At 59.4% G+C, this 25269-nt stretch carries 25 protein-coding genes; 13 read left to right on the forward strand and 12 right to left on the reverse strand.

Translation table 11 applies throughout. The features are described 5' to 3' along the window. Window positions 1-111: 111 nt before the first annotated feature. The 8 genes from CGLUCO_RS02390 to CGLUCO_RS02425 form a co-directional block, all read right to left on the reverse strand. A complete protein-coding gene (locus CGLUCO_RS02390) occupies window positions 112-1818 on the reverse strand; it encodes an ABC transporter family substrate-binding protein (RefSeq protein ID WP_070740341.1) in 1707 nt (568 codons plus the stop codon). Between the two features lie 55 nt (window positions 1819-1873). Then, window positions 1874-3925: a dipeptide ABC transporter ATP-binding protein gene (locus CGLUCO_RS02395; RefSeq protein WP_070740344.1), complete on the reverse strand. Its 2052-nt coding sequence runs from the start codon at window positions 3923-3925 to the stop codon at window positions 1874-1876. Then, window positions 3925-4998: an ABC transporter permease gene (locus tag CGLUCO_RS02400; protein ID WP_005390506.1), complete on the reverse strand. Its 1074-nt coding sequence runs from the start codon at window positions 4996-4998 to the stop codon at window positions 3925-3927. Before CGLUCO_RS02400 ends, CGLUCO_RS02395 begins: the two co-directional genes overlap by 1 nt. Further along, a complete protein-coding gene (locus tag CGLUCO_RS02405) occupies window positions 4999-5982 on the reverse strand; it encodes an ABC transporter permease (RefSeq protein WP_005390504.1) in 984 nt (327 codons plus the stop codon). It abuts the gene before it with no gap. A gap of 732 nt (window positions 5983-6714) precedes the next feature. Continuing rightward, window positions 6715-7266 (reverse strand): hypothetical protein, encoded by a 552-nt coding sequence (locus tag CGLUCO_RS02410; protein ID WP_005390502.1) that lies wholly within the window; start codon window positions 7264-7266, stop codon window positions 6715-6717. A 297-nt stretch (window positions 7267-7563) separates the two neighbouring features. Then, on the reverse strand, window positions 7564-8469 hold the full coding sequence (gene fdhD / locus CGLUCO_RS02415) for a formate dehydrogenase accessory sulfurtransferase FdhD (RefSeq protein WP_005390500.1): 906 nt from the start codon (window positions 8467-8469) through the stop codon (window positions 7564-7566). 6 nt (window positions 8470-8475) lie between these two features. Continuing rightward, entirely contained in the window at window positions 8476-10785 is a 2310-nt protein-coding gene (locus CGLUCO_RS02420; RefSeq protein ID WP_084036621.1) for an FdhF/YdeP family oxidoreductase, read from the reverse strand. Between the two features lie 88 nt (window positions 10786-10873). Next, window positions 10874-11158: a DUF6457 domain-containing protein gene (locus tag CGLUCO_RS02425; RefSeq protein ID WP_005390495.1), complete on the reverse strand. Its 285-nt coding sequence runs from the start codon at window positions 11156-11158 to the stop codon at window positions 10874-10876. A 1057-nt stretch (window positions 11159-12215) separates the two neighbouring features. Between CGLUCO_RS02425 and rpsH the strand changes: the two genes are divergently transcribed. The 8 genes from rpsH (at window position 12216) to CGLUCO_RS02465 (ending at window position 17072) form a co-directional block, all read left to right on the forward strand. Continuing rightward, a complete protein-coding gene (gene rpsH / locus CGLUCO_RS02430; protein WP_005390493.1) occupies window positions 12216-12614 on the forward strand; it encodes a 30S ribosomal protein S8 in 399 nt (132 codons plus the stop codon). Window positions 12615-12633: 19 nt separating this feature from the next. Next, window positions 12634-13170, forward strand: coding sequence for a 50S ribosomal protein L6 (gene rplF, locus CGLUCO_RS02435; protein WP_005390492.1), 537 nt, complete (start codon window positions 12634-12636; stop codon window positions 13168-13170). Beyond that, a complete protein-coding gene (gene rplR / locus CGLUCO_RS02440) occupies window positions 13170-13571 on the forward strand; it encodes a 50S ribosomal protein L18 (protein ID WP_005390491.1) in 402 nt (133 codons plus the stop codon). The genes rplF and rplR overlap by 1 nt, the downstream gene beginning before the upstream one ends. A 31-nt stretch (window positions 13572-13602) precedes the next feature. Further along, window positions 13603-14226, forward strand: coding sequence for a 30S ribosomal protein S5 (gene rpsE, locus CGLUCO_RS02445; protein ID WP_070740351.1), 624 nt, complete (start codon window positions 13603-13605; stop codon window positions 14224-14226). A 3-nt stretch (window positions 14227-14229) separates the two neighbouring features. Beyond that, complete coding sequence (gene rpmD / locus CGLUCO_RS02450) at window positions 14230-14415, forward strand: 50S ribosomal protein L30 (protein WP_005390489.1); 186 nt, start codon at window positions 14230-14232, stop codon at window positions 14413-14415. 7 nt (window positions 14416-14422) lie between these two features. Continuing rightward, complete coding sequence (rplO, locus tag CGLUCO_RS02455) at window positions 14423-14920, forward strand: 50S ribosomal protein L15 (protein WP_084036622.1); 498 nt, start codon at window positions 14423-14425, stop codon at window positions 14918-14920. 287 nt (window positions 14921-15207) lie between these two features. After that, the gene (secY, locus tag CGLUCO_RS02460; RefSeq protein ID WP_084036623.1) at window positions 15208-16530 is read left to right on the forward strand and encodes a preprotein translocase subunit SecY; all 1323 of its coding nucleotides are present in this window, start codon (window positions 15208-15210) and stop codon (window positions 16528-16530) included. Further along, the gene (locus CGLUCO_RS02465) at window positions 16527-17072 is read left to right on the forward strand and encodes an adenylate kinase (protein WP_005390485.1); all 546 of its coding nucleotides are present in this window, start codon (window positions 16527-16529) and stop codon (window positions 17070-17072) included. The genes secY and CGLUCO_RS02465 overlap by 4 nt, the downstream gene beginning before the upstream one ends. Before the next feature lie 373 nt (window positions 17073-17445). Here the strand turns inward: CGLUCO_RS02465 and CGLUCO_RS02470 are convergent, their stop codons facing one another. Further along, window positions 17446-18168, reverse strand: coding sequence for a YaaA family protein (locus tag CGLUCO_RS02470; RefSeq protein ID WP_084036624.1), 723 nt, complete (start codon window positions 18166-18168; stop codon window positions 17446-17448). A gap of 57 nt (window positions 18169-18225) precedes the next feature. On the opposite strand from CGLUCO_RS02470, the gene map reads away from it, so the two are divergent. After that, window positions 18226-19020: a type I methionyl aminopeptidase gene (gene map / locus CGLUCO_RS02475; RefSeq protein WP_084036625.1), complete on the forward strand. Its 795-nt coding sequence runs from the start codon at window positions 18226-18228 to the stop codon at window positions 19018-19020. Window positions 19021-19145: 125 nt separating this feature from the next. After that, complete coding sequence (locus tag CGLUCO_RS02480; protein ID WP_005390482.1) at window positions 19146-19964, forward strand: L,D-transpeptidase; 819 nt, start codon at window positions 19146-19148, stop codon at window positions 19962-19964. 97 nt (window positions 19965-20061) lie between these two features. Here CGLUCO_RS02480 and CGLUCO_RS02485 read toward each other — a convergent pair whose 3' ends face one another. Continuing rightward, complete coding sequence (locus CGLUCO_RS02485; protein ID WP_084036626.1) at window positions 20062-22146, reverse strand: RecQ family ATP-dependent DNA helicase; 2085 nt, start codon at window positions 22144-22146, stop codon at window positions 20062-20064. A gap of 100 nt (window positions 22147-22246) precedes the next feature. Further along, window positions 22247-22996, reverse strand: coding sequence for a TetR/AcrR family transcriptional regulator (locus tag CGLUCO_RS13035; protein ID WP_363325315.1), 750 nt, complete (start codon window positions 22994-22996; stop codon window positions 22247-22249). Between the two features lie 3 nt (window positions 22997-22999). Here CGLUCO_RS13035 and CGLUCO_RS13040 point away from each other — a divergent pair, with 3 nt between their 5' ends. Then, on the forward strand, window positions 23000-23293 hold the full coding sequence (locus tag CGLUCO_RS13040; protein ID WP_363325316.1) for a hypothetical protein: 294 nt from the start codon (window positions 23000-23002) through the stop codon (window positions 23291-23293). 105 nt (window positions 23294-23398) lie between these two features. On the opposite strand, the gene CGLUCO_RS02495 is transcribed toward CGLUCO_RS13040, so the two are convergent. Next, window positions 23399-23785 (reverse strand): hypothetical protein, encoded by a 387-nt coding sequence (locus CGLUCO_RS02495; RefSeq protein ID WP_231286099.1) that lies wholly within the window; start codon window positions 23783-23785, stop codon window positions 23399-23401. Between the two features lie 638 nt (window positions 23786-24423). Here CGLUCO_RS02495 and infA point away from each other — a divergent pair. Next, window positions 24424-24642 (forward strand): translation initiation factor IF-1, encoded by a 219-nt coding sequence (gene infA, locus CGLUCO_RS02500; RefSeq protein WP_003854422.1) that lies wholly within the window; start codon window positions 24424-24426, stop codon window positions 24640-24642. 256 nt (window positions 24643-24898) lie between these two features. Next, window positions 24899-25267 (forward strand): 30S ribosomal protein S13, encoded by a 369-nt coding sequence (gene rpsM, locus CGLUCO_RS02505; RefSeq protein ID WP_005390476.1) that lies wholly within the window; start codon window positions 24899-24901, stop codon window positions 25265-25267. Window positions 25268-25269 lie beyond the last annotated feature (2 nt).

Raw genomic sequence — 25269 nt, forward strand, 5'->3', positions numbered from 1 at the left:
GTTTCTAGGGCAATTTCAGGGGTTTGCCATGAAAAACGTCCAAAGGGTGTAAAAAAACAGCCGACGGATGCTCGTCCGTCGGCTGCAAATTATTAAATTGTTGAACGAAACTTACTTCTTCCAGCCAATGTTTTGAGGCTTGACCACGGCGTAACCGTAGGCACCGACGTTAGCAAGTCCCTCCTTCTGAGCTTGGATAGCCGGACCGCCGAATTCGGGGATGAGGCCGAACTTGGCCAGGAATTCCTTCTCCAGCTCGTTGGAGCGTGCAATCTGCTCTTCACGGGTGGGCAGGGACTGCAGCTCCTTGATCTTGGCATCGCCTTCCTTGTCACCGGTGGAGGACAGGTTCAGCTCGGAATCAGAGTTGTAGTATTGGCCGAAGTAGGCAACGGCGTAGGCATCGCCAGCCGTGATACCCATGGGGAGGATATCGAAATCGCGGTTGGTGGAAATCTCGGACCACTTGTTGGAGGGGAGCTCCACAATCTCGATCTTGATACCCACGTCGCTCAGCATCTTCTGCGTGGCGGCGGCGGTGTTGCGGGTGATCTCATCCACGCCAACGAGGACGTAGCGGAAATCTAGCTTTTTGCCGTCCTTCTCGCGGACACCATCGGCGCCTTCCTTCCAGCCTGCGTCTTCCAGGAGTTGCTTGGACTTCTCTGGGTCAAACTGAACTACCTCGGAGTAGAGGTCCTTGTAGTCCGGCTGGAACGTCATGAACATGAGTGATCCTGGGGGGTTGTCACTGAAGGGCAGACCCTGGAACCAGATCTTGGCTAGGGTTTGCCTATCAAGCGCGGTGGCAAACGCCTCGCGCACCGGGAGCTCGTCCAGGCCCGGGGACTTGGCGTTGAGGGTCAGAAGTGAGATGAAAGGACGGTGACCGTATTTCATCTCGGTGCCCGGCTGGTCCTTGACGGATGCAAAGCGGTCACGCGCGCCGGCACCGGTGTAATCAATTTCGCCGTTCTTGAACGCGTTGATGGAGGCATCCGGGTTCATCTGGCGGAAGATGCGCTGATCCAGTTTGCCGGGGTTACCCCACCACTCGGGATTGCGCTCGAAAATTACTTCGCCCTTGTTGAAGTCGGCCGAGGCAACGGTGTACGGGCCTGCGCCCCACTCGGGGTGAAGCTTCTTCACGTAATCGTTGTAGTTGGCCGGATCTTTGAGAGCTGGGTGTGCAAAGTAGTTGAACAAAGACATCCACCACGGGTACGGGCCATCGAAGGTGACCACGGCCTGCTTGTCGGTCTCACCCTTGGTTACGGATTTGATCTGCTCGTAGCCGTCGGTGGCGGAGGGGGAGTAGGCCTCGTTTTCGCCGTTGTTGATCTTCCACACCGTTTCAAATGTGGTCCAATCAATCGGGGTGCCATCGTTGAAGTGCGCCTTGTCATTGATTGTGTAGGTGAGGACGGTGTTGCCGTCCACCATCTCCTCTTTGACATCGGTCACGTAATCGTCGTTAGGCGAGAACTCGCCGTCTGCGGTGAACAGCGAGACAACGGGGTTGTACCAGGTCCATAGGTACCTGGTGTAGGTGGGAGCATCGGCGTGCCACACGTTTTGCTGCGTGGAAATCTCGTCGATGGCGGTGATGATCTGCCCGCCGTCCTTGACGTTCTCGTAGGCGGTTTCGTTGAAATCGCCGGCGGGAATTTCTTCTTTGTTTTGTTCCTTGGAATTGGTCTTCCCGGAGGCAGAACTGTCACTGCCCTCTGAGCCCTGTTGTGAGGCACAGCCGGTGAGAATCAGTGCGCTTGATGCGACGATGGCCACTACAGCGCGCGCTGTTTTCCGTAATTTCATATTTTTCCTCATCCTCCTGGGTGTGAGAAATATTGGGTGGGTCTTTTAAATGGTGTTATTCCGCACGGTGCCAGTGGCAGGCGTAGAAGTGATCCTTACCTGCGTCCTGTTCCATGGAGGGCGTCGTACCATCGCAAAGAGACTGTTGGTCTTCAGAAAGCTCGCGATACAGGGGGCAGCGGGTTCTAAACGCGCAGCCCTCTGCCTTCTCGGTGGGGGAAGGCAGGGTATCTGGGAGAAGAATCCTCTGGCGTTGGCGCTCCAGGTCCGGGTCAGGGATGGGGATAGCCGATAAAAGCGCCTGAGTATAGGGGTGCTGGGGGTTATCAAACAGCGAGTTGGTCTCGCCCTGCTCCACAAAGCGTCCCAAGTACATGACGGCAACACGGTCAGAGATGTGCCGGATCACGGAGAGATCGTGCGCCACAAAGAGGTAACTCACGCCGAGGCGGGCCTTGAGCTCATCGAGGAGGTTCAGCATGCCTGCCTGAATGGAAACATCGAGGGCGGAGACCGGCTCATCCAAAACAATGAGCTTGGGTTCTGCAGCTAGCGCGCGGGCAAGCGATATGCGCTGGCGCTGGCCACCAGAGAAGTGGCCGGGGAAGCGGTCGATGTGGGCCGGGTTCAGCCCCACCAGATCCATGAGCTCTGCTACACGGGCATCGTGGTCGCCTTCCCAGCCGAGGGCGTCGAGGGGCTCCTTGATAATTTCCGATACCGTGAGGCGTGGGTCGAGGGCTCCCATTGGGTCTTGGAAGACGATCTGAATTTCTTTTCGCAGGAGCCTTCGCTCGCGCCGCGGAATGTCTCCCACGTCCTTACCGCCGATGACGATGCGGGTGGGATCCTCGGGCTTCATGTCCATGATCTCCAGCAGCGTGGTTGTCTTGCCACAGCCGGATTCGCCCACGATGGCGAAGCATTCTCCCTGCTTGATGTTGAAGGTCAGGCCACTGACCGCGTAAACGCTGCCCACCCTGCGCTTGAACATCGCGCCCTTGATGAGCGGGAAGGTCTTGGTCAGATCGGTGACATCGAGTACGGTCGTGCGCTCCTCGCGGGGGATATCTGCGAACGCGCTGACGGGGGCATCCTTGGCCGGGAAAATTTCCTTGCCGTTGAGGTGGCCATTCGAAATCTCGTCAGCACGCACACACGCGACAGCGTGGCCAGGCTCGATATCCTGGATATCTGGCTCCTTCTTCAGGCACGCCTCGGTGGCGATGGGGCAGCGCGGGGCAAAGGTACATTCATCGGGCAGGTTGACCACGATAGGCGGTGCACCGTCGATGGTGGTCAAAGCCTTCTTTTCTCGCCTTGCCACGCTTGGAATGGCACCCAAGAGGCCCACGGTGTAGGGCATATGTGGGTTCTTGAATACGGTGTGTACGTCCGACTTTTCTACGGGGCGGCCACCGTACATCACCAGCACATCATCTGCGGTCCCGGCGACCACGCCGAGATCGTGGGTAATCATGATGGTGGCGGCGTTGGTTTCGCGTTGTGCCTTCTTGATGAGCTCGAGGATCTGAGCCTGGATGGTGACGTCGAGTGCCGTGGTGGGCTCGTCGGCGATGAGCACGCGTGGGTTATTGGCAATCGCGATGGCGATAACCACGCGCTGGCGCATGCCGCCGGAGAACTCGTGCGGGAAGCTTTTTGCACGGACCTTGGGGTTGGGGATGCCCACTTCGTCGAGAAGCTCAACGGCCTGTGCCCACGCCTTGTCCCTGGAAATGGACTGGTGGGTTTGGAGTGCCTCAACAATCTGATCGCCGACGGTGAACACAGGAGTGAGGGCCGACAGCGGGTCTTGGAAGATCATGCCGATTTCCTTGCCGCGGTACGTGCTCATCTCCTTGTCCGTTTTGCCCAGGAGCTCTTCGCCGCCGAGCTTAACGGAGCCCGTTACACCCGCGTACTCGGGGAGAAGACCCATAACGGCCAGCGAGGTGACGGATTTGCCGGAGCCTGATTCGCCCACAATCCCCAGGGTCCGCCCGGGGTAGAGATCGAAATTCACGCCACGGACTGCGTCCACCTGGCCTGCTTCGGAGGGGAAGGAAACGTGCAGATCTCGGACTTGCAAGATGGGTGAGTTCATTACGCCTTACCTCCGGCAGCAGAGTTGGGATCGAGGGCGTCGCGGAGGCCGTCGGCGAGGAAGGCCACCGAGACGGTGAGCATGGTGAGGATGGCTGCGGGGAAGAAGAATTCCCACGGAGAGGCCTCCACGTTCTTGGCGCCGTTGGCCAAGAGCGTACCGAGGGAAACGTCGGGGATTTTCACACCCAGTCCCAGGAAGGACAAGCCCGTCTCACTCATGACGGCGGAAACAACGCCTAGGGTTAGGTAGATGGCCAGGAGCGAGGCGATATTGGGGATCATGTGCCTAAGCACGATCTTCCACGTGGGCACGCCCATGTAGCGGGAGGCGGCGATGAATTCGCGCTCACGAACCGAGATGGACATGGACCAAATAACACGCGCACTGAACATCCAGCCGAAGGCGATGAGGACGATGGTGAGGATCTTCCAGTCACCGCCGGAACCGCTCACCATGAGGCCGATGAGGAGGAACGAGGGGATGACCAAGAGGAAGTGAATGAGTGCGAGGATGATCTTCTCCGCCGTGCCGCCGAGGAGGGCTGCGGTGGTGCCAACGATGGCGGCGATGACGATGGTGGCGATGGACACGCTCGAGGCGATGATCATTGACCTGCCTAGACCGTGAACGGCCATGGCAAAAAGGTCGTTTCCGGCGGAGGTGGTGCCAAAGTAATGCTCACCACCTGGCGGTACGGCCAGCGACATGAAGTCCGGGTCATCGTAGGACCACGGGGTAAGGAACCTGCCAAATACCGCGAATAGAAGAAGAATGAGCAGAACAATAAGGCCGACCACGGCTGGTTTGTTGCGCATGAAACGCCTGTAGTACAGCGTGGATTTTTTCATCGGGCGCGCCACGGAATGATCCGCGACGGGTGCGTTGGGGTTCTGCTGGGCCTCTACGCGCCTGATATCGTCCATCTCATCTTCCACGATGGCCGTGACGCCGGCCTGGTTGGTGGGGTCAGAGTGTGGGCTGAAATCACCGGTTGGGTTGTTGAGCGCCGAAGCCGGTGGCAGCGGGGGCTGAGGGCCCTTTTTAATGTATTCGGGCTTTCTTTCAGACATTTAGCTCACCCTCACTCGCGGATCAAGGAAGACAACGAACAGGTCGGACAACACTGCGCCGATAGCTGTCATGAACGCGCCGAACGCGGCCACGCCGACGGCGCCGTGTATGTCATTTTTTTGGATGGTTTCCAGGAAGTAGCTGCCCATGCCGTTCCAGCCGAAGATCGTCTCCGTCATGATGGCACCGGTGAAGATGCCGGGGATGGAAAACGCGACTGAGGTGGCCACGGGGATGATGGACGTGCGCAGTGCGTGGCGCCTCACGGCCTGTGCCTTGGTGAGTCCCTTGGCACGCGCGGTGCGGACGTAGTCTGCGTCGATGTTATCCAGCAGCATGTTGCGTTGCATGAGGTGGTAACTGGCGTAGGAAATGATGAGCAGACAGATGGTGGGCAGGATGAGGTGCTGGAAGCCGTCGACAAGCTGATTGAAAAAGCCTTCGACGCCGATGGATGAAGCGCCGGTGACGTAGAACACAGGGTGTCCCGCAGCGCGGTTGATGGAGATGGCGATCCAGACAACGAGCACCGAGGCAACAACCACGTGGGTGTTGAGGGTGATGAGTGAGACGACCATCCAACCACGGTCTGCAAGCTTATCCTTGCGGGAGGCGGTGAAGACGCCGAGCGCGATACCGATGACAACAGAAAGGAACGTGGCCAAGAGGAGTAGCCGGGCGGAGACCCAGATGCGGTAGGAGATCTGCTCGTTGATGGAGTCTCCCAGCGGGCTTGAGCCCCAGTTCCAGTGGAGGAGAATCCCCGAAAGCCAATTCCACCACCTCTCGGTGATAGGGACCTTATCGTTCAAGTTGAGTGGCTCAAGGATGGCGTCAATGCGCTCCTCCGGCACCGGGGGGCGGCGACCCGCGTAGTTTGAGCGTGGGTTAAGGAAGCTTGATGCCAAGAAATACGTAATGTTCACGGCTACGAAGATCATGGCTAACCAACCGGCCGCCTTCTTCAGCATGTATTTCAGCATGTTTTTGCCTTGCTAGTCTCGGTTGCGCCACCCGTTATCCGGGCGACCACACTGTCTTCACTGTCTGGTTTGAGATACCAACCATTCAGTTGTGGGTGTTGTCACAATCGTAAGTCACAGTGACTTTTGAGGGGAATTGTTGAACAAGTGAATAGAATGAGAATTAAGGCATACTATACAAAAACGACTTTGGTTAAGTAACCTTTAGCTGGTCATATCCTGAACGCTGCCCCGGCCACCCCTGTCACGCTCATCAAAAAAAAACCACCCGTGGGGGTAGTTAGTCTCTCATGCAAGACGCGGTGATGTCCGGCTCGGGGGACTCTCTCCATACGCCAAAACGCGAAGAATCGTCAGCCCGTAATCGACAAAGCGACGACGACACCACCGGGCATGCACGCATAGGCGCGCATAGGGTGGACACCATAAAGCTCGCGTCAGCGCCCGTTAACTCAGGTGAAGAAAAACAGACGGGACAAAGGGGCAGGCGCGAACCCTCAAGGCGGCGTGAGGCTTTGGTGGGGTAAAAGGCAGTGGTGGGATGGGCGGTGGAGGCGTGAAGGCCAGGTGGCGCGAAGCTGTGCGGTGAAATGCGGTGGTATCAGGTTCGCGTCGGCCGACGTGGACGCGGTAGCGGGAGCCTAGTGGTAGCAAAAACGGCGACCCGTTGCGTGCATTGGGATCGCCGTTTGAGATCACATTGTGCGAGCATAGGCACCCGCGTGGCCTTACCTAGGGGAGCATGGCCTGGATGTTGGCGGGGAGCATGGGCTTGATCTGAGGCAGTGCTGCAACCAGACCTGCGAGCACCACGACCACGGCGCTTGCGGCAACGATGCCGATGCCTGCGTCTGAAAGCTCCTTGCCGTTAGGAGCACTCATGAACGCCTCGAACTCAGCAGAGCTCGCGGGCATGTCCTTGCCGGCAGCGCAGGCTCGCAGAGCGGGGAGCGTGGTCCTGTAGGCTTTGTGGATTTCCTTGATCTCCTTCGTCGCCTTTTTGTACTCTGCTTCCGAGATCTCGTGACGCGCGTACGCCTGATCGTAGTCTTTGAGCTGAGTCTCCAAGGTGAGCTCTATATCTGTGACCGAGTCTCGTGCTTCTTGGCGAGTCGTGTTCAGCGTTTTACTATTCTGAATCTGCTGTTCGTAGTCGGTGAAAGTAAGCACGCACGTATCCCCGTTGACCTTAACTGCGGCGGCGTTGGCGGCGGGTGTGCAGATGCCGGTGGCAAGTGCTGTTGCGGTGATGGTGGCGATGGCACTCTTCTTCAGGGTCGACATAGAAAGTCCCTTTCTAGGTGGATGCTCTTAATGAGCTGTGTAGAACCTGTTATAAACGTAGCAGGGGGGGGGAAGCCTGTCAAACGCCTGAAAGTTCGTGTAAAGAAAGAGGAGAAGAGCGCGGAAGTTGTGGGTGGGACAGTGTGACTTGATTGTGGGGTTCAACGTGGGGAGATGGAGGACGAATAGCCCCGCCCCTTTCCCGTGCGCGCCGTATCTTTGAGCACGGGGTGTGTTTCGGGGCGGGGTGCTGGTCAGAGACTTGTGGCCTGGCCGGGAGGTTGTGTATTTGGGTGTTTATGCGCCCGTGGCGAGCTCCCCGGAGTACACGTTGAGGCGGTCGGGCTTGGCAAAGCCGGCGAGGAAGAAGCCTTCCGAACGGGCGAGCTCGACGGCGAGGGAGGTGGGGGCACCGACGGCGACGAGACCGGGGATGCCCGCCATGAGGGCCTTTTGGACGAGCTCAAACGAGGCGCGCGAAGACATGACGATGAGCGCGTCGCGAGCCGGGAGTGCGTCCCCCAAAAGTAAGGAGCCGATCACCTTGTCCAGGGCGTTGTGTCGTCCGACATCCTCGCGCAAGACGTGGAGGTCAAAGCCACCGTTTGTGTTTGGCAGGAAGAGCGACGCGGCGTGCGAGCCGCCCGTCTTGCGGAACGCCACCTGCTGCTTCCTTGCCACGGCGGGAAGCTTTACAAGGACCGCTGGGTTAAATGCCTGCGGCGTGAAAGCAAACGGTAACCGCTTGGTCAGCTGCTCAATTGAAGCCGTGCCGCACACGCCACACGCGGAGGTAGTCAGTGTGCGTCTTCTTAGCGCGTCGACGGTGGGGATGTCCTTGCCGAGGGTGATCGGCCGTGCAGCGTCGTCTGCAGTGCCTGCTGCCACCTCTAGTAGACCGTTGGGCATGTCCACGTCGAGCACGTTGTACGTGTTCACGCCGTCGGGGGTAGTGCCCGCGCAATAGCGGGCTGTGGAAATTTCCTCCTTGCTCGCGATGAGGCCCTCGGAGAACAAGAACCCGTGCGCCAACTCGATATCGTGGCCGGGCGTGCGCATCGTCGTTGTCAGCGACGTCCCGTTGACACGGATCTCCAGGGGCTCCTCCACGATGACGGTATCGGCACGAGTATCCGTGCCGTAGGTTCCGTCGTCGTGGATCTCTACCTGGGTGACAGGAAAACCGGTGGTGATTCGACCCATGAAGGCTTAATCAGCGTCCTGGTCAAAATCGTGAGCGGACACGCCGAGCGGCTCAAGCCGGACGAGGGTGGACTTGGAAATCGGCGTGTGCGACTTCTCCACAAAGCTATCCAGCGGAATCAGAACGTTCGCCTCCGGCATGTACGCTGCCACGCAGCCCATGGCCGTGTCGTACTCCACCACGCGGAAGTTCGGGGCGCGGCGCTCACCGTCGGGCGCGACGGAAACGATATCGACGAGGTCGCCACCCTTGAGACCCTGCTTGTAGCAGTCCTGCGGGTTGACGAACACGACGCGCCGGCCGTTCTTAATGCCACGGTAGCGATCGTTGAGACCGTAAATGGTGGAGTTGTACTGGTCGTGGGAGCGAATCGTATTGAGTGTGAAGTAGCCCTCCGGGACATGCAGAACCTCCAGCTTGTTCACCGTAAGGTGCGCCTTGCCGTCCGCCGTGGTGAACTTGCGCTCACGGGGGCCGTTGGGTAGAAGGAACCCGCCGGGGTGCTTGATCCGCTCGTTGTAATCGTCAAAGCCGGGGATCGTCGCCTCGATATGGTTGCGCACCACCGAGTAATCGTCGATCATCGGGCGCCAGTACTTGTCCTCAGGGAAGAGACGGTCGCCGATCTCGCCGATCATCTCCACCTCGGAGCGCAGGTCGAGGTCCTCGTTGTGGCGGGACTTGCCACCAGAAGCGTGAACCGCACCCTGGGAATCCTCCACAGTCACCACCTGGCGGCCGGAGAGCTGCTCATCAAGATCGGTGCGCGCCTTTGCCGGCAGGATGATGGATACCTTGCCCGGGTGCGCGTGCGTGTTGTTCAACTTGGTGGAAACGGACACTGTCATGTCCATGGAGTCCATGGCGTGCTCAGAGGCGTTGGTGTCGCTCGTGACGCGGACAAAGTTGCCACCGAGCTGCCAGAAGAACGAAGCTTTACCGTCGCGCATGCCACGGAGGGCATCCACCGTCGACCAGCCCGGCTCACGCGGACACGTGAACCCGAACTCCTTCTCCAACGCGGCGTAGAAGGACTCGGGCATCTCCTCGGCAATGCCCACCGTGCGATCGCCCTGCACGTTGGAGTGGCCACGCAACGGGGCGGTGCCCGCGCCGGGCTTGCCAATGTTGCCGGTGAGCAGCAGGAAGTTGGCGATTTCCTGGATTGTTTCGATGGAATTCTTGTGCTGGGTGACTCCCAGCGTCCAGCTGACGATGACGGATTTTGCCTGCTCGACCATATCGGCGACCTCCTGCACGTCGTGCATGGTCAGGCCAGTGGCTTCGAGGTAATCCTTGTCGTCGAGGCTCATGATGCTGGCGATCGCCTCGTCGGCGCCCACGCAGTACTTGTCGAGGAACTCGTGGTCGATCGCATCGCGGCGGATAAGCTCGCGGTTCAGTGCGAGGAAGAACGCATGGTCACCTGCGGACTTGATCTGCAGGAAGCGATCAGAAATGTCGGTGCGACCACCGAGGACGTGCTCGGGGTTCTGCGGCTCCTGGAAACTGTTGGTGTACGTCTCGTTCAGTGGGTTGATCGTGACGATCTTGCCACCGTTGTCCTTGATCTCCTTGAGGACGGTAAGCATACGCGGATGGTTCGTGCCGGGGTTCTGACCGACGGAAATAAGCATGTCGGTGACCTTGAAGTCGGCGTAGGTCACACTGCCTTTACCCAGGCCAACCGTGGGGGCGAGGGCCTTACCCGTGGAATCGTGGCACATGTTGGCGCAGTCCGGCAGGTTATTAGTGCCGAAGCGGCGTGCCAAAAGCTGGAACATGTAGGCCGGCTCGTTGGCCGTGCGTCCGGAGGTGTAGAAAATGGCCTTGTTCGGATCGTCTAGCGTCTTGAGGTAATCGACGATGGTGTTGAAGGCCGTGTCCCAGCTCACCGGGTGGTAGTAATCATCGGTGCCGTCGTACATCATCGGCGTGGTGATACGTCCCTGTCGGCCGAGCCAGTAGTCGGTCTTCTGCCTCAGATCAGTAACGGAGTAACGTTCGAAAAACTCGGGGTCGACGCGGCGACGTGTGGTCTCCTCCGCGACGGCCTTGGCACCGTTCTCATAGAACTCGACGATGTTGCGGTCGCCCATCGGAGGCTCAGGCCACGCGCACCCGGGGCAGTCAATGCCGCCGGGCTGGTTCATTGTGAGTAGCGGCAAGAGGGCGTTCTCGGGGATGGCGAACTTCATTGCCGTCATCACGCCCGGGATGCCTGCGGCTAGACGGTGTGGGCGCTCAATCTTCGGATTATCAAAGCGATTCTGCTTGCGAGGCTGCTCGCGTTTATTGTCCACGGTCTTAGTCATGCCACCATTGTATAGGTATAGGCAAAAAAGACGGACTTATAATATGCATCTGTGGGTGACCAGCGGTTTTGGTCACCCACTGGGGGTCTTAGGCTTCGCCTTCGTCTGCGGGGTACTTTTCCTCGATGATCTTGACCAGCGCCTTGATCGATTCGAGTGCGCGGTCGGCGGAGACCTTCGCGTCCGCACCCGCCCCGACCTGCCCCGCAGATACGCCGACGAGGAATGCCGTCAGAGGGGCCGCTGGCCGTGACGGTCCGTGCGCCACGTGCTTGGTAAGATCCAGGAGGTCGTTGATGCGCGGCTGGAGGATTTCGTAGTCAACGTCCAGTTCCTTCGCCGCGTCGCGCAGCCATTGTTCAAAGTCACCCATGGTTCGTCCTTTCTTTTTGCTTGTCGACGCGCACCTGCTCGCCCGTCTACACGTGTAAGTAGGTATACACGTGTAAATAGATACACGCGTGCAAGTAGGTATACGCGTAGATAACAGTGTAAACCGAATCCTGCCCTCACCTCCCCGACGTAGTGACGCACGCCTTTGCGGCCCGACCGTAGCGGGCGATCCGGCCTTTTCACCTCTTGGGCCGCGTTTGGGGCGTGCCGGGGAGGATAGCGGTGCGGAGTGCGGCCCGTTGGGATGACTGATCTTGAGTGTTGGGAGCGGTTGGGCCGTGTTGGGTGCGGGGGCGATCCGAACGTGGCCCGAGGAGTGGGAGAGAAGCGAGTGCTGGTGAGGCGCTGGGCCGTGTTGGGTGCGGGGGCGATCCGAACGTGGCCCGAGGAGTGGGAGAGAAGTGGGTGCTGGTGAGGCGCTGGGCCCTGTTGGGTGCGGGAGCGATCCGAATGTAGCCCAAGGAAGGGGAGAGAAGCGAGTGCTGGTGAGGCGCTGGGCCGTGTTGGGTGCGGGAGCGATCCGAACGTGGCCCGAGGAGTGGGAGAGAAGCGAGTGCTGGTGAGGCGCTGGGCCGTGTTGGGTGCGGGGGCGATCCGAACGTGGCCCGAGGGAGCAGAAGGTATGAGTGGGGTGAGAAATTCGGGCCGTTATCGGTCTGTGGCGCTAGAGGCTTTTCGCTGGCTAACGGGCCTGGAAGACGAGATTTGGGTTTTAGTAGTACTGCGTGTACCCTTGGCTCCCAGGGCTCGCCCGCTGATTTTGTGCGCAGTTTTTACGGCATGCAGAGGAGCGAGTGAGCTTTGGTAAAACGAAGAATCAACTTTGTTGTAGGCCCTCCGCCTATGTGCACTTCACCGGTGTGCAGAAGCGTCCACAGTTTTTTATACGGCAGCGAGCTTTCTGGTTATTGAATTAGTCAAGCGGCTAGTGGCCGTCGAGGCGCTGTGATAACGCTGGGTGGTGACGTTTAATCGTCGAAAAGCCTGGGAAACCGGGTGTAATGGGAACCGCAACGAGAAAGGTATGTCGATCACTCATGACTATGACTGATCCTATTGCTGACATGCTGTCTCGCGTGCGTAACGCTAACCACGCTTACCACGAGACCGTGTCTATGCCGTCTTCCAAGATCAAGGTGAACATTGCGACCATCTTGAAGCAGGAAGGCTACATCTCTGACTTCAAGGTCGAGGATGCTCGCGTTGGCAAGACTCTGACGCTTGATCTCAAGTACGGCCAGAACCGTCAGCGTTCCATCGAAGGTGTTAAGCGCGTCTCCAAGCCTGGTCTCCGCGTTTACGCAAAGTCCGATAACCTGCCGCAGGTCCTCGGCGGCCTGGGCGTGGCCATCATCTCCACGTCCCAGGGTCTGCTCACCGACCGTCAGGCTCACGAGAAGGGCGTAGGCGGGGAAGTCCTCGCTTACGTCTGGTAGAAGGAGGCTGAAGACTTAAATGTCACGTGTAGGTAAGAACCCAGTCGCCCTGCCGAAGGGCGTCGAGACCACCATTGATGGTCAGCACATCTCTGTAAAGGGCCCGAAGGGCACGCTCGAGATCAACATCCCCGAGCCGATTTCCGCCAAGGTCGAGGACGATAAGATCGTCGTCACCCGCCCCGACGAGAACCGCAAGAACCGCGCTCTCCACGGTCTGTCCCGCTCCCTCATCAACAACATGGTTGTTGGTGTGACCGAGGGCTACAAGATCAACATGGAGATCTACGGCGTGGGCTACCGTGTCCTGCAGAAGGGCTCCAACCTGGAGTTCTCCCTGGGCTACTCCCACCCCGTCCTCATCGAGGCTCCGGAAGGCATCACGTTCGCAACCGATGGCCAGACCAAGTTCTCCATCGAAGGCATCGATAAGCAGAAGGTAGGCCAGATCGCGGCTAACATTCGTCGTCTGCGCAAGGACGATCCTTACAAGGGTAAGGGCATCCGCTACGCAGGTGAGCAGATTCGCCGCAAGGTCGGAAAGACGGGTAAGTAATGAGCAACGAGAACAATCAGAAGCGTCTGCCTGTGGGCAAGGACGTGTCCACCCGTCGTCGGGCGGCTCGCGCTCAGAGGCACTTCCGCATCCGCAAGAATCTCCGTGGCACCGCCGAGGTCCCGCGGCTTGTCGTCCACCGTTCCTCCCGCCACGTGCACGTCCAGATCATCGACGATCTGGCCGGTCACACGCTCGCTGCTGCATCCTCCATCGAGGCGGATGTACGCGCAACCGAGGGTGACAAGAAGGCACGTGCTGCTAAGGTTGGTCAGCTCATCGCAGAGCGCGCCAAGAAGGCTGGAATCACCAAGGTCGTCTTCGACCGCGGTGGCTACAAGTACCACGGCCGCGTCGCTGCGCTGGCAGATGCCGCGCGTGAAGGTGGTCTGGAATTCTAATGTTTACTAAGACCGAAGGAAAGGAAGCGTAATGCCGGGACGTGAACGTCGCGATGACGACAACCGCAAGAACGACCGCAACCAGCGTCGCGGTAATCGCCGCGACAACCGCAAGGACAAGAACGCTCAGGACGAGCGTAATCAGTACATCGAGCGCGTAGTTACCATCAACCGCGTGTCCAAGGTGGTCAAGGGTGGCCGCCGCTTCAGCTTCACCGCACTCGTTGTGGTTGGCGATGGCAAGGGCATGGTTGGCGTTGGCTACGGCAAGGCTAAGGAAGTCCCCGCCGCAATCCAGAAGGGTGCTGAAGAGGCTCGCAAGAACTTCTTCCGCGTCCCGCTGGTCGGTGGCACCATTCCTCACCGTGTTGAGGGCCGCGCAGCCGCAGGCAAGGTTATGCTTCGCCCGGCTTCCGAAGGTACCGGTGTGATCGCCGGTGGCGCTGCTCGTCCGGTGCTGGAGTGCGCTGGTGTTCAGGACATCCTCTCCAAGTCTCTCGGTTCCGACAACGCCATTAACGTTGTCCACGCAACCGTTGCGGGCCTGAAGTCTCTGGCTCGCCCCGAGGAAGTTGCCGCACGCCGTGGCAAGTCCCTCGACGAGGTTGCCCCGCCGCACATTCTTCGTGCACGCTCTGGTCAGGAGGTTAAGTAACCCATGGCTCTGAAGATCACAATGAAGAAGGGCGTCGTCGGCGCCAAGCAGAAGCAAAAAGATACGCTGCAAGCTCTCGGCCTGCGTAAGATCCACCAGTCCGTCGTCCGCCCGGATGACGCTTCTGTTCGCGGTATGATCCGCGTTGTGGACCACATGGTTGAGGTCGAGGAAGTAGCAGGGGAGTAGGTAAAAAATGAGCGAAGACGTAATCAAGCTCCACGACCTTCGCCCTGCACCGGGCTCCAACAAGGCTAAGACCCGCGTTGGTCGCGGTGAAGGTTCGAAGGGTAAGACCGCTGGCCGCGGTACCAAGGGCACGGGTGCACGTAAGAACGTGCGCGCCGGCTTCGAGGGTGGCCAGATGCCGATTCACATGCGCCTGCCTAAGCTCAAGGGCTTCAAGAAGTACAACCAGGTTGTCTACGAGGTAGTTAACGTCGCAGACCTGGAGAAGTACTTCCCGCAGGGTGGCACCATTACCATCAAGGATCTGCAGGATCGTCGCATCGTTAAGAAGCGTCGTCCCGTCAAGGTCCTTGGCGACGGTGACCTCAGCGTCAAGTTCGACATCACGGCTAACAAGTTCTCCAAGTCCGCTAAGGAAAAGATCGAGGCTGCCGGTGGCTCCGTCACCGAGGTCTACTTTGCCAAGGCCGACAAGACTGGCCGTAGCCTGAAGGAAGAGAACTAATCCTCCCTTCTCGTTCCGCCTGACGCGGAACGTTGTCTGCCATTGCAGACGCGCGCTGTGCTATACAGCGGTGCCCCCGCCATTGTGCGGGGGCTTTTTTACACCTTAGATATCTAAACGTGCTTTCGAGCTACTAATATTGGTGCTCGTGCCCGCGGAAATACGTTTTGTGGGGGTCGACATCGACAACAAATCTGCGAACTGGTATCGTTGCAAAGTCGACTATGTAATAAACATCCCCCTTTGTCCGCCTTCGTGGTGGTCGGGGAGGGTAGGAGGAAATTAGTTTGTCTGCCATCCTTCAGGCATTTAAGGACCCTGATCTTCGCAAGAAGCTCCTTTTCACGCTGGTGATGATTATTCTTTACCGCGTGGGCGCTCAGATCCCGTCGCCAGGCGTGGATTATGTGTCCATTGCGGGCAAGTTGAATGAGCTTACGGAGGGACAGTCCGATGTTTACTCGATGATCAACTTGTTCTCTGGCGGTGCATTGCTGAAGCTTTCGGTCTTCGCTATCGGCATTATGCCGTACATTACGGCGTCGATTATCGTGCAGTTGCTCACTGTCGTTATTCCGAAGTTCGAGGAGCTGAAGAAGGAGGGGCAGTCGGGTCAGACAAAGATGACGCAGTACACCCGCTACCTCACCGTGGCGCTCGCTCTCCTGCAGTCGTCGGGCATCGTGGCTCTTGCCGCGCGTGGCCAGCTGCTTGGACCCCAGGTGCGCGTCCTCCGCGAAGGCCACAACATTTGGGACCTCATCATTCTCGTTGTTTGTATGACTGCTGGTGCCGTTCTCGTTATGTGGATGGGTGAGCTCATCACCGAGAAGGGCATCGGAAACGGCATGTCTCTCCTTATTTTCGCGGGTATTGCAACGCGTCTCCCGCGCGATGGTGCCAACATTTTCCAGAGCTCCGGCCCGGTAGTTTTCTCCACCGTCATGGTCGCTGTGATCATCCTGGTGGTTGGTGTGGTCTTCATTGAGCAAGGCCAGCGTCGTATCCCGGTGCAGTACGCAAAGCGCATGATCGGCCGTCGTCAGTACGGTGGTACCTCCACCTACCTGCCTCTGAAGGTAAACCAAGGTGGCGTTATCCCGGTCATCTTCGCTTCCTCACTCATCTACGTTCCCGTGCTGATTACGCAGATTGTGAACTCCGGTTCGCCGACCCCGCCGGACAACTGGTGGATGCGCAACGTGATTGCCTACCTGCACGCTCCGAGCTCTTGGCAGTACATCGTGTTGTACTTCGTCCTCATCATCTTCTTCAGCTATTTCTACGTGTCGGTCCAGTACGATCCGTATGATCAGGCTGAGAACATGAAGAAGTACGGTGGCTTCATCCCGGGTATCCGCCCCGGCCGCCCTACTGCCGAGTACCTTGGTTTCGTCATGAACCGCCTGCTCTTCGTCGGTTCGCTGTACCTCGGTATCATCGCCATTTTGCCGAACATTATGCTTGATCTAGGTGTCGGCAACCTGAACGCGGGCAGCACCCCGTTCGGCGGCACCGCACTCCTCATTCTTGTTTCCGTGGCTCTGACTACCGTGAAGCAGATTGAGTCCCAGCTACTGCAAAGCAACTACGAAGGAATTCTCAAATGAAAATAGTTCTCCTTGGACCTCCCGGTGCCGGCAAAGGCACGCAAGCAGCCCTGCTGAAGGACAAGCTGGGAATCCCGCATATTTCCACCGGCGACCTGTTCCGCGCCAACATCGGTGAGGGAACCGAGTTGGGCAAGGAAGCTAAGAGCTACATGGATGCCGGCAACCTCGTTCCCACGGACGTGACCGCCCGCATGCTGTGGGATCGTCTCTCCCACGAGGACGCCAAGGACGGCTACCTCCTGGACGGCTTCCCCCGCACTGTTGAGCAGGCTGAGCTTCTTCGCGATCACCTCGCTGAGAATGGTGAAGAGATCGACGCTGTTTTGAGCTTCGAGGTTTCCGACGATGTCGTGGTTGAGCGCATGCTCGCACGTGGCCGTGACGACGACAACGAGGCCACCATCCGCAACCGTCTCAAGGTCTACCACGAGGAGACCCAGCCCGTAGCAGACTTCTACGGCGACAAGCTCCTCCCCGTCGATGCCGAAGGCAGCGTTGAGGAGATCAACGAGCGTGCCATGAAGGCACTGGGCAAGTAGCCCTTCCAATTACATAGTCAGGAAGCGCCTCCCCGGTTTGAAACTGGGGAGGCGCTTTCATTCGTTCTGAACGAGTACGCAAGGCGGCCCGTGTTCCTTTTGGCTCCCGCGTATTGGTATCGGCCAGGCCGCATTCGGGGCGGGGAGTCCTAAGGTGGCCCGGCGGGTGGGTTGGTAGTCGGGTTTCTGCCTAGCCTGGGCCGCATTCGGTATCGGTGCGCAGGCAATTGTTGGCATATGCAGGCAAGCGCATCCTCAGCGCGCCCTAACGTGGCCCATCTGCCGCCCGCCTTTCGGTCATCGGCGTCGGCTGAGCCACATTTGGAAGGGACAAGGTGGGAGAGGAGGGGGACACCCGGGCCCTCAAGACCGGCTAGGACGTGATGAGCGTCAGCTGGGTGGGGGAGGTCTCCACGCGGAAACCGGCAGAGGCTGCGATCTCGGCAACGCCGTCGATGTCATGTGCGTCTTCGGCGGAGGTGGCGAGACAACGGGCGAGTTCGCCTTTGTAGTGCTTGTTGAAGTGGCTGACGACCTTCCGCGTCCCATCGGGTTGCTCCGTTTCCACGCGGACGGTGCATACGCCAACCGCCGGATCCTTCACCGGACCGAGCGAGCGGTACGCACCGGAGCGCATGTCGACGATGAAATGGGGGAGCTCGTTGAGGACCTCTGTAAGGGCTGTGCCCCAGAAAGATCTGACGGTTTTCTTCCCAGGCAGTGTCGTGTTGCCGGACAGTCGGTAGGCAGGGATCGCATCTGTGGCGCGGGTGACGCCGAAGAGGGCGGAGCCGATGAGGATGCGGTCGAGGGCGGGGTCGAGGAGGGTGCCGGCATCCAGGGCGTCGAAAAGCACGCCCGTGTAGCGGTAGATGGAGGCGAGGGTGGGCGCCTCCCGGAGTGTGAGGTTGGCCTCCGCCTGAGCAATGAGTCGGGGGCTGATTTTCAGGAACGCCAGCTGCTCCTCTGCGGGGATGGAGGCGAACTCATCCATGAGGCGACCCCGGATCGGGTCGAGGGCAGGAAAGGACACATCCATGGGGTCGTTTTCCCCGCCGGGTTCTTTTGTTTCGCTAGGCGGAAGGACGATGAGCATGGGTCGATTCTAACGGGTAGTACGATTGGTGGACAGTAAAGGTAGAAGGAGGACGCTGTGGGTTTTAGGCGGAACAAGAAGATCGTTGCGAGGACGCCGCAGGAGTTAGATGCGATGCAGGCTGCCGGCGAGATCGTCGGCGAGGCACTGATTGCGTGCCAGGAGGCTGCAAAGCCGGGTGTGTCCACGCTCGAGCTTGATGTCATCGCGGAGAAAACGATCCGCGCAGCTGGTGCGACACCGACGTTCAAGGGCTACGCCGGTTTCCCCGGTTCCATCTGCGCGTCGGTGAATGACATCATCGTTCACGGCATTCCGGACGAGGAGACGGTGCTGAAAGATGGCGACCTGATCTCCATCGATTGCGGTGCCACGTACAAGGGGTGGGTGGGTGATTCCGCTCTCACCGTCGAGGTGGGTACGGTCGCTGCCGACGCGAAGGCGCTCAACGAGGCCACTGAGTGGGTGCTCATGGAGGGCATGCAGGCCATGGTTCCGGGGAATCGGCTTACCGACGTATCCCACGCGCTTGAGATGGCAACCCGTGCGGCGGAGAAGAAGTGGGGCTACAACTTCGGCATTGTCGACGGCTATGGTGGTCACGGTATCGGGCACGAAATGCACGAGGATCCGTACCTGGCTAATGAGGGCCGCGCAGGTCGTGGTCCGCTCATCCAGGAGGGTTCTGTGCTGGCCATCGAGCCGATGCTGACGCTGGGGTCGGTCGACTCTGTTGTCTTTGACGACGACTGGACGGTGGCTTCCATCGACGGTTCCTGGGCGGCTCACTGGGAGCACACCGTTGCCGCTACGGCCGATGGCCCTCGAATCCTCACCCCTCGGAAAAATTAATCAAAAATTCAGTAACGAAAAATTTCAGCTATGACCAGCGGTTCTGCTCCTCGGGTTTGCCTGATAACTGCAGAATTGCTGGTTCTGGTTTAGGGAAAGTGACATCTCAACCTATAATGCGACCTATGACTGGGAAGCATCGTTTGAAGAGCGCAGCACCGCGCCGCTCCACGGCTGCACTTGCAGCTGCAGCGACAGCGAGCGCGCTGCTCACGCAACCGGCAGCTGCATCCGCGCAGGATCTTGGATCGTCCAACATCGCCGCAGGCATCGACCAGCTGAACAAGGACATCCGCAATAACGCCTGGCAGACACGCAACAACCTGGTCAACCAGGCAAATGCTGTTTTGCCTGCACCCCACAACCAGAACGTCAAGACCCTGATTGATGGTGGCGTGAACCTCCTGTTCCCAGGGCTCGTTGAGCAGAAGCTGGCTGAGAAGCGAGCTGCCGAAGAGGCAGCTGCACGTGCAGAGGCAGAGCGCGTCGCAGCGGAGCAAGCTCGCATTGAAGCTGAGCGTTCCGAGGCAGCCCGGCGCGAGTTCCTCAACATTCCCGAGGGCGTATGCCCGCCTGCAGCCAAGGCCTGCATCGATATCGAGGGCAACCGTGCATGGTTGCAGGAGAACGGTCGCATCACATATGGCCCGGTTCCGGCATCAGCGGGTGCCGATGGCCACGACACCCCGCAGGGCATGATGACGGTGAACCGCAAGATCAAGGACGAGGTGTCCCGCGAATTCGGTAACGCCTCGATGCCTTACGCCGTCTACTTCACGTACAACGGCATTGCGTTCCACGCAGGCTCCCCCTACATCCTTTCGCACGGCTGCGTCCACCTCAATTACGGTGATGCGAAGGCGTTCTTCGAGAACCTGAACATCGGCGATCGCGTGTACGCCTTTGGTGACAAGACCTACGGTTACCCGAACGGTCCCATCTAAATTACACGCTTCTGCAGCAAGGCGGGGTGCACGGTAGATCCGGTGCCCCGCCTTTGTTGTGTCTGCTGTCGTGTCTGCGCGCGATGCGGGTGGCGTGTTAGAACGCTGTGGCGAAAGCGAGGGGGAGGACCGTTGTGCCGAAGCGTTCGGCGATGTCGCTGCCTGCAACAGTGACAGACCAGCCGGTATCAACCACATCCGTCAGGAGGAGAACAGGGGAGCTCGGGTCGGGGATCTGAGCGTGCGAGTAATCGTAATGCGCGTCCAGGGCGTTGACGCGGAGGGTGGAGTTCATGGCGGTGACCGGGGCGGTGCGGGCCGTTACAACGCCACCGACATCCATCTGGCCGATGGTGGCGAGGGCGCGCCCGCAGGCGAGGAGCATCTCACGCCGGCGTGGCTCCTCCGGCTCGAGCACGACGATGGTGCGCGGGCGCTGCTGCCAATCCCAGGCGGCGAGCACCCGCACGAAGCTGCTCAGCCAGGTATCCTGCTGCCAGGTGGGGTTGGGCACCCACGTTGGGTCTGCAAAGAGGGCGCGCAGAGCGGGACCCCGCGTGATGTCGTTCATCCTGCCGAGAGCCTTACCGGGTGCTGTGCCGGTGATTTTTCCGGAGCGGACGCAACCGGTGGGCCACCGCTTGCGCTGCTGGATATCGACGCCGGGTGCGTTGAGGGAGGCTTCCACCGTTGCGGATACGTCGGTTTTACCCACCGCGGTGGGGTAGTGGGTGCCCGTACAGTTGTCGCAGCGTCCACACCGCTCACCCGGAGCGATGGTCGGATCATCGAGCTGTTGGCGCAGGAACACCATGCGACATGCGGTGGTGTTCTCGTAATCGAGCATCGCCTGCTGCTCCCGTTCGCGGGAGGCGGCGATACCGGCGTAGCGTTTGTCGTCGTAGTCCCAGTCGGCACCGGTGGAAACCCAGCCGCCGGCAACGCGCTCCACCGCACCGTCGACGGCGAGGACCTTCAGCGTCTGCTCGATGCGGGAGCGGGAAAGATCGACGGCCGTTTCCAACTTTGCCGTGGATAACGGGGTGTCGCTCAATGCACTGAGTAGTGATTCCACCACCTCCCGCGACGGCATTGCCGTGCTAGCGAAGTAGTCCCAGATGGCGCGGTCTTCGGGTCCGGGCAGAAGGATGACATCGGCGCGGTCGGTTCCGCGCCCTGCGCGTCCCACCTGCTGGTAATAGCTGACGGGGGAGCTGGGAGCTCCGAGATGGATGATAAAACCGAGGTCCGGCTTGTCAAAGCCCATGCCTAAGGCGCTGGTGGCGACGAGGGCTTTCACCTCGTTGTTGAGGAGCTGTTGCTCGCGTTCGAGGCGGTCGTCGGCATCGGTGCGGCCGGTGTATGCCTCCACCTCGAGTCCCGTTGCTCGGAGGGCAGTGGCAAGATCTTCGGCGGCGGATACGGTGAGGCAGTAAATGATGCCGGAACCCTGCAGGTGGGGGAGTATTCCAGCGATCCAGGCGGCGCGGGCGGTTGGGTCATCGAGGTGAACGACGCTGAGGTGCAAAGACGTGCGGTCGAGTCCGCCCCGGATGACGCCCGTATCGGGGCCGAGTTGGGAGACAACATCGGCGACGACGCGGTCGTTGGCAGTAGCAGTAGTAGCCAAGACGGGTGTGTTGGGGTCGAGATCGCTATTGAGAAGTTCTTGGATGCGCCGGTAATCCGGGCGGAAGTCGTGCCCCCAATCGGAGATGCAGTGAGCCTCATCCACCACAACCATGCCCAGGCCAACGATGAGGTAGGGCAGGATTTCCTCCCTGAAATCCGGATTTACCAGGCGCTCGGGGGAGATGAGGAGGACATCGACCTGGCCACTGCGGATGGCTGCTTCGGTTTCTTCCCACTCGGAGATGTTGGAGGAGTTAATGGTCGCGGCGCGAATCCCCGCGTTCGCGGCGGCCTGTACCTGGTTCCGCATGAGCGAGAGCAGTGGGGAAATGATGAGGGTGGGGCCGTAGCCCTGGTCACGCAGGAGCTTTGCGGCGATGAAGTAGACGGCGGATTTGCCCCAGCCGGTGCGCTGCACGACGAGGAGGCGTTTGTGGTGGTTGACAAGCTCATCGATGGCTCGCCACTGGTCGTCACGGAGAATAGCCGAGGGGCCCGCGATGAGGCGCAGGAGCTCCTGGGCGTTGTGAGAAGATACAGGGTTACTCATGCCCCCTACGCTACGGCATGCCACCCACACCGGGATGTGCCCTGGTAGAGACGCCGGAGAGGCGAAGAAGCTCACGCGGGCGGTAGCAATAAAGAGGTGTCTACGTGGTTCGCGGAAGGATCGGGCCGAAGAGCTGGATATCGATCACGGGTCCCAGCTGCCGGGCGAGGGGCGGGGCAGGGATCGAAGCGAGGGGTTCGAACTGGTAGATGAAGCGGAGGATACACAGTCCGACGATCTGGCCGGCAGCGAGTTGGATGCGCAGCTTGGCATCGGGGTCTCCCAGCTTCTGGGCCAAGGGGACATGCAGTGCGAGGGCTACGAGATCCTCATGCCCCAGCTCGCGCCCATCCACATGCGTCTGTTCGCGCCGGTGCTGTGCATGGCGGGCTACAACGTGCGGCTGTTGGAGAAGGCCTCCGACGATGGCATCGAGGTGGGCCTCAAGTACGTCAACAACGATTCCTGCTACCCGGCCATCGTCGTCATCGGCCAGTTCATCAGCCAGTTCCTGAGCGGGCAGGCCGACCCGGACCGCACCGCCGTGGGGATCACCCAAACGGGTGGTCAGTGTCGCGCGAGCAACTACGCTGGGCTCCTGCGCAAGGGGCTTGTCGACGCTGGGTACCCCCAGGTTCCCGTCATCGCACTGTCTGCTCAGGGCATTGAATCCAACCCCGGTTTCTCCATCACGCCGAAGATGCTGCACAAGGCCTTCCAGGCCGTCACCGTCGGCAATGTCCTGGAGAAGGCGCTGCTCCGCACCCGCCCGTACCAGATTGACGGCAATGTCGATCAACTGTACGAGAAATGGGACCGCATCAGCCGCGACTGGTTCACAGGTAGGCACTTCGTGCCTGCGCTAAAGAAGCGTCTCGGGTTCGGTGCCCTCATCCGCGCCATCGTCGCGGACTTCGATGCCGTGGAGCTGCAGCAGATCCCGCGCAAGCCACGCGTCGGCCTGGTGGGCGAGATCCTCGTCCAGTTCCACCCGGATGCCAATAACCACGCGGTGGCCACCATTGAGGCTGAGGGTTGCGAGGCGGAACTGCCGTCGCTGGCGCAGTTCTTCCACATGAGCCTCATAAACTCGCACTTCAAGGAGACGATCGTCGGCTCCATGACGACGAACCAGCGTCGCCTCTAGGACTTTGCCCTGTGGGGCATGCAGCAGTACGAAAAGTTCGCCCGCAAGGCGCTTGCTGCCTCCGACCGCTTTGAGCCCGGCCCCAACACCAAGCCTTCGAAACCGTTAGGCCGTTTCCAGGTGCTCTTCTTCTCTTCCGGAGGAACTCATCCTGAACCAACGGAACGTACAAGGGAAGCGGACGGGCCAGTCCGCGTCCGAATCCATATCAAAAAGTTCCTGGAGGCTAAACAGCTCGTCGCTGTCTACTGTGGATGGCAGCGCGAGGATAGTGACCAATTCGTATACGCCGTATTGATTGAGCTCCTGCGTCGCAAAATCCTCCCACGGCTTGATCTCAGTGATGAGGAAGCGAAACGTGGAATTGTCGGGGTCGCGGGTTTGGCAAACTGCTTGTTCACTGGCTAGTAGCACTGTGACCTTTTGCCTTACTGAATCTAGACATGCCTCGTAGCGTCGCTTCGCCGCGTCGAGATCGTCAGTGCTGGACAAAAAAGTCGTTTTGAAACAAATAATCACGCTCGCACCTCTATAACTCTTGAATCTGTGGCGTACTTACAATGCGCGGAGCAGGAGAGGCATAGACACGAAAGAGTAGACATGGACAGATATGTACATATATGTACGGAAATACATATATGTACGGAAGTTACATATATGTACGGAAATAGTATCGTACAACTGCCCGCTCACCTGCCACTGTAACTAAACAAAGCGCGAACGAACCTGTCCTAAAAGGAACGAAACCAGACCCGCCCAGACCCGCTACGCGCTCAACCGTTTCGAAACGCCCCAAAAAGGTGTGTAGCCTGTTCCCAAGCGGAGGCAAGCGGACACAGTGTGGCTGCTGCCGAGTCAAGAGGAAGTAACCCGAGCACACGCAAAGCCGCACACCAGCTGCTCTGCGCTAGGATGGCAGAAGAACGAGAGGGGGACACGCGGGTACTTGCGTACCACGGGGGCGGCGTGTATTGTGCTAGCTTGGTGTCTCTTTATACGGGATACCTATGCAGTGATACTCGATAGGACTCGCAAGGGTCCTGATAGCAAACAATGGCAGCGGATGCCGATGAACGCTGAACAACGCTGATGTGGTCAGCGGTGTCTAGTTGCCGGAAAACGTGGAGGATATGGCTAAGGAAGGCGCAATTGAAGTTGAGGGTCGCATTGTCGAGCCTCTGCCCAACGCAATGTTCCGTGTCGAGCTGGACAACGGACACAAAGTGCTTGCTCACATCTCGGGCAAGATGCGCCAGCACTACATCCGCATCCTTCCCGAGGACCGTGTCGTCGTAGAGCTGTCGCCCTACGATCTCACCCGCGGTCGCATCGTGTACCGCTACAAGTAATAACGTAAGCCTCCTTACTCCAGGCTGGGGAAACCGGTTGCACCCAAAAACCTGTGTCCCGCGCAACTGAAACGATGCGCGGGTCGTGGCACAAGCAACACGAACCCTGGCTTTCTTTACCTCCGGCTACGGTGGCTGGAGCCGTCCGTAATCCACAACCCAACTCCCCGGCGTTCCGCCCCGGGTAAAGCGTTGTGTTAGGGACGGATGAGTAGGGAGAAAACCACCGCAACAACCGGAAAGGTACGTTCCACTTATGGCACGTCTAGCTGGTGTGGATCTTCCGCGCAACAAGCGCATGGAAGTTGCACTGACTTACATTTATGGCATCGGGCCCGCCCGAGCCAAGAAACTGCTGGAAGAGACCGGCATTTCTCCCGACCTGCGCACCGACAACCTCACGGACGAGCAGATTGCTTCCCTCCGTGACGTGATCGAGGCGAGCTGGAAGGTCGAGGGTGACCTGCGTCGTCAGGTTGCTGCCGACATCCGCCGCAAGATCGAAATTGGTTGCTACCAGGGCATGCGCCACCGTCGTGGCCTGCCTGTTCACGGTCAGCGCACCAAGACCAACGCTCGTACCCGCAAGGGCCCGAAGAAGACGATCGCAGGAAAGAAGAAGTAATA

Origin of the sequence: Corynebacterium glucuronolyticum DSM 44120 (assembly GCF_030440595.1) — a bacterium.
Lineage (GTDB): Bacteria > Actinomycetota > Actinomycetes > Mycobacteriales > Mycobacteriaceae > Corynebacterium > Corynebacterium glucuronolyticum.

What these genes read in the sequence shown, in the direction of transcription:
- CGLUCO_RS02485 (WP_084036626.1), bottom strand. Translation starts at nt 22,146, where the DNA reads ATGAGTAACCCTGTATCTTCTCACAACGCCCAGGAGCTCCTGCGCCTC.
- rpmD (WP_005390489.1), top strand. Translation starts at nt 14,230, where the DNA reads ATGGCTCTGAAGATCACAATGAAGAAGGGCGTCGTCGGCGCCAAGCAG.
- rplO (WP_084036622.1), top strand. Translation starts at nt 14,423, where the DNA reads ATGAGCGAAGACGTAATCAAGCTCCACGACCTTCGCCCTGCACCGGGC.
- rpsM (WP_005390476.1), top strand. Translation starts at nt 24,899, where the DNA reads ATGGCACGTCTAGCTGGTGTGGATCTTCCGCGCAACAAGCGCATGGAA.
- rpsH (WP_005390493.1), top strand. Translation starts at nt 12,216, where the DNA reads ATGACTATGACTGATCCTATTGCTGACATGCTGTCTCGCGTGCGTAAC.
- CGLUCO_RS02395 (WP_070740344.1), bottom strand. Translation starts at nt 3,925, where the DNA reads ATGAACTCACCCATCTTGCAAGTCCGAGATCTGCACGTTTCCTTCCCC.
- CGLUCO_RS02400 (WP_005390506.1), bottom strand. Translation starts at nt 4,998, where the DNA reads ATGTCTGAAAGAAAGCCCGAATACATTAAAAAGGGCCCTCAGCCCCCG.
- CGLUCO_RS02470 (WP_084036624.1), bottom strand. Translation starts at nt 18,168, where the DNA reads ATGCTCATCGTCCTTCCGCCTAGCGAAACAAAAGAACCCGGCGGGGAA.
- CGLUCO_RS02465 (WP_005390485.1), top strand. Translation starts at nt 16,527, where the DNA reads ATGAAAATAGTTCTCCTTGGACCTCCCGGTGCCGGCAAAGGCACGCAA.
- infA (WP_003854422.1), top strand. Translation starts at nt 24,424, where the DNA reads ATGGCTAAGGAAGGCGCAATTGAAGTTGAGGGTCGCATTGTCGAGCCT.
- CGLUCO_RS02405 (WP_005390504.1), bottom strand. Translation starts at nt 5,982, where the DNA reads ATGCTGAAATACATGCTGAAGAAGGCGGCCGGTTGGTTAGCCATGATC.
- CGLUCO_RS02410 (WP_005390502.1), bottom strand. Translation starts at nt 7,266, where the DNA reads ATGTCGACCCTGAAGAAGAGTGCCATCGCCACCATCACCGCAACAGCA.
- CGLUCO_RS02420 (WP_084036621.1), bottom strand. Translation starts at nt 10,785, where the DNA reads ATGACTAAGACCGTGGACAATAAACGCGAGCAGCCTCGCAAGCAGAAT.
- rpsE (WP_070740351.1), top strand. Translation starts at nt 13,603, where the DNA reads ATGCCGGGACGTGAACGTCGCGATGACGACAACCGCAAGAACGACCGC.
- fdhD (WP_005390500.1), bottom strand. Translation starts at nt 8,469, where the DNA reads ATGGGTCGAATCACCACCGGTTTTCCTGTCACCCAGGTAGAGATCCAC.
- rplF (WP_005390492.1), top strand. Translation starts at nt 12,634, where the DNA reads ATGTCACGTGTAGGTAAGAACCCAGTCGCCCTGCCGAAGGGCGTCGAG.
- rplR (WP_005390491.1), top strand. Translation starts at nt 13,170, where the DNA reads ATGAGCAACGAGAACAATCAGAAGCGTCTGCCTGTGGGCAAGGACGTG.
- CGLUCO_RS02390 (WP_070740341.1), bottom strand. Translation starts at nt 1,818, where the DNA reads ATGAAATTACGGAAAACAGCGCGCGCTGTAGTGGCCATCGTCGCATCA.
- CGLUCO_RS02425 (WP_005390495.1), bottom strand. Translation starts at nt 11,158, where the DNA reads ATGGGTGACTTTGAACAATGGCTGCGCGACGCGGCGAAGGAACTGGAC.
- CGLUCO_RS02480 (WP_005390482.1), top strand. Translation starts at nt 19,146, where the DNA reads ATGACTGGGAAGCATCGTTTGAAGAGCGCAGCACCGCGCCGCTCCACG.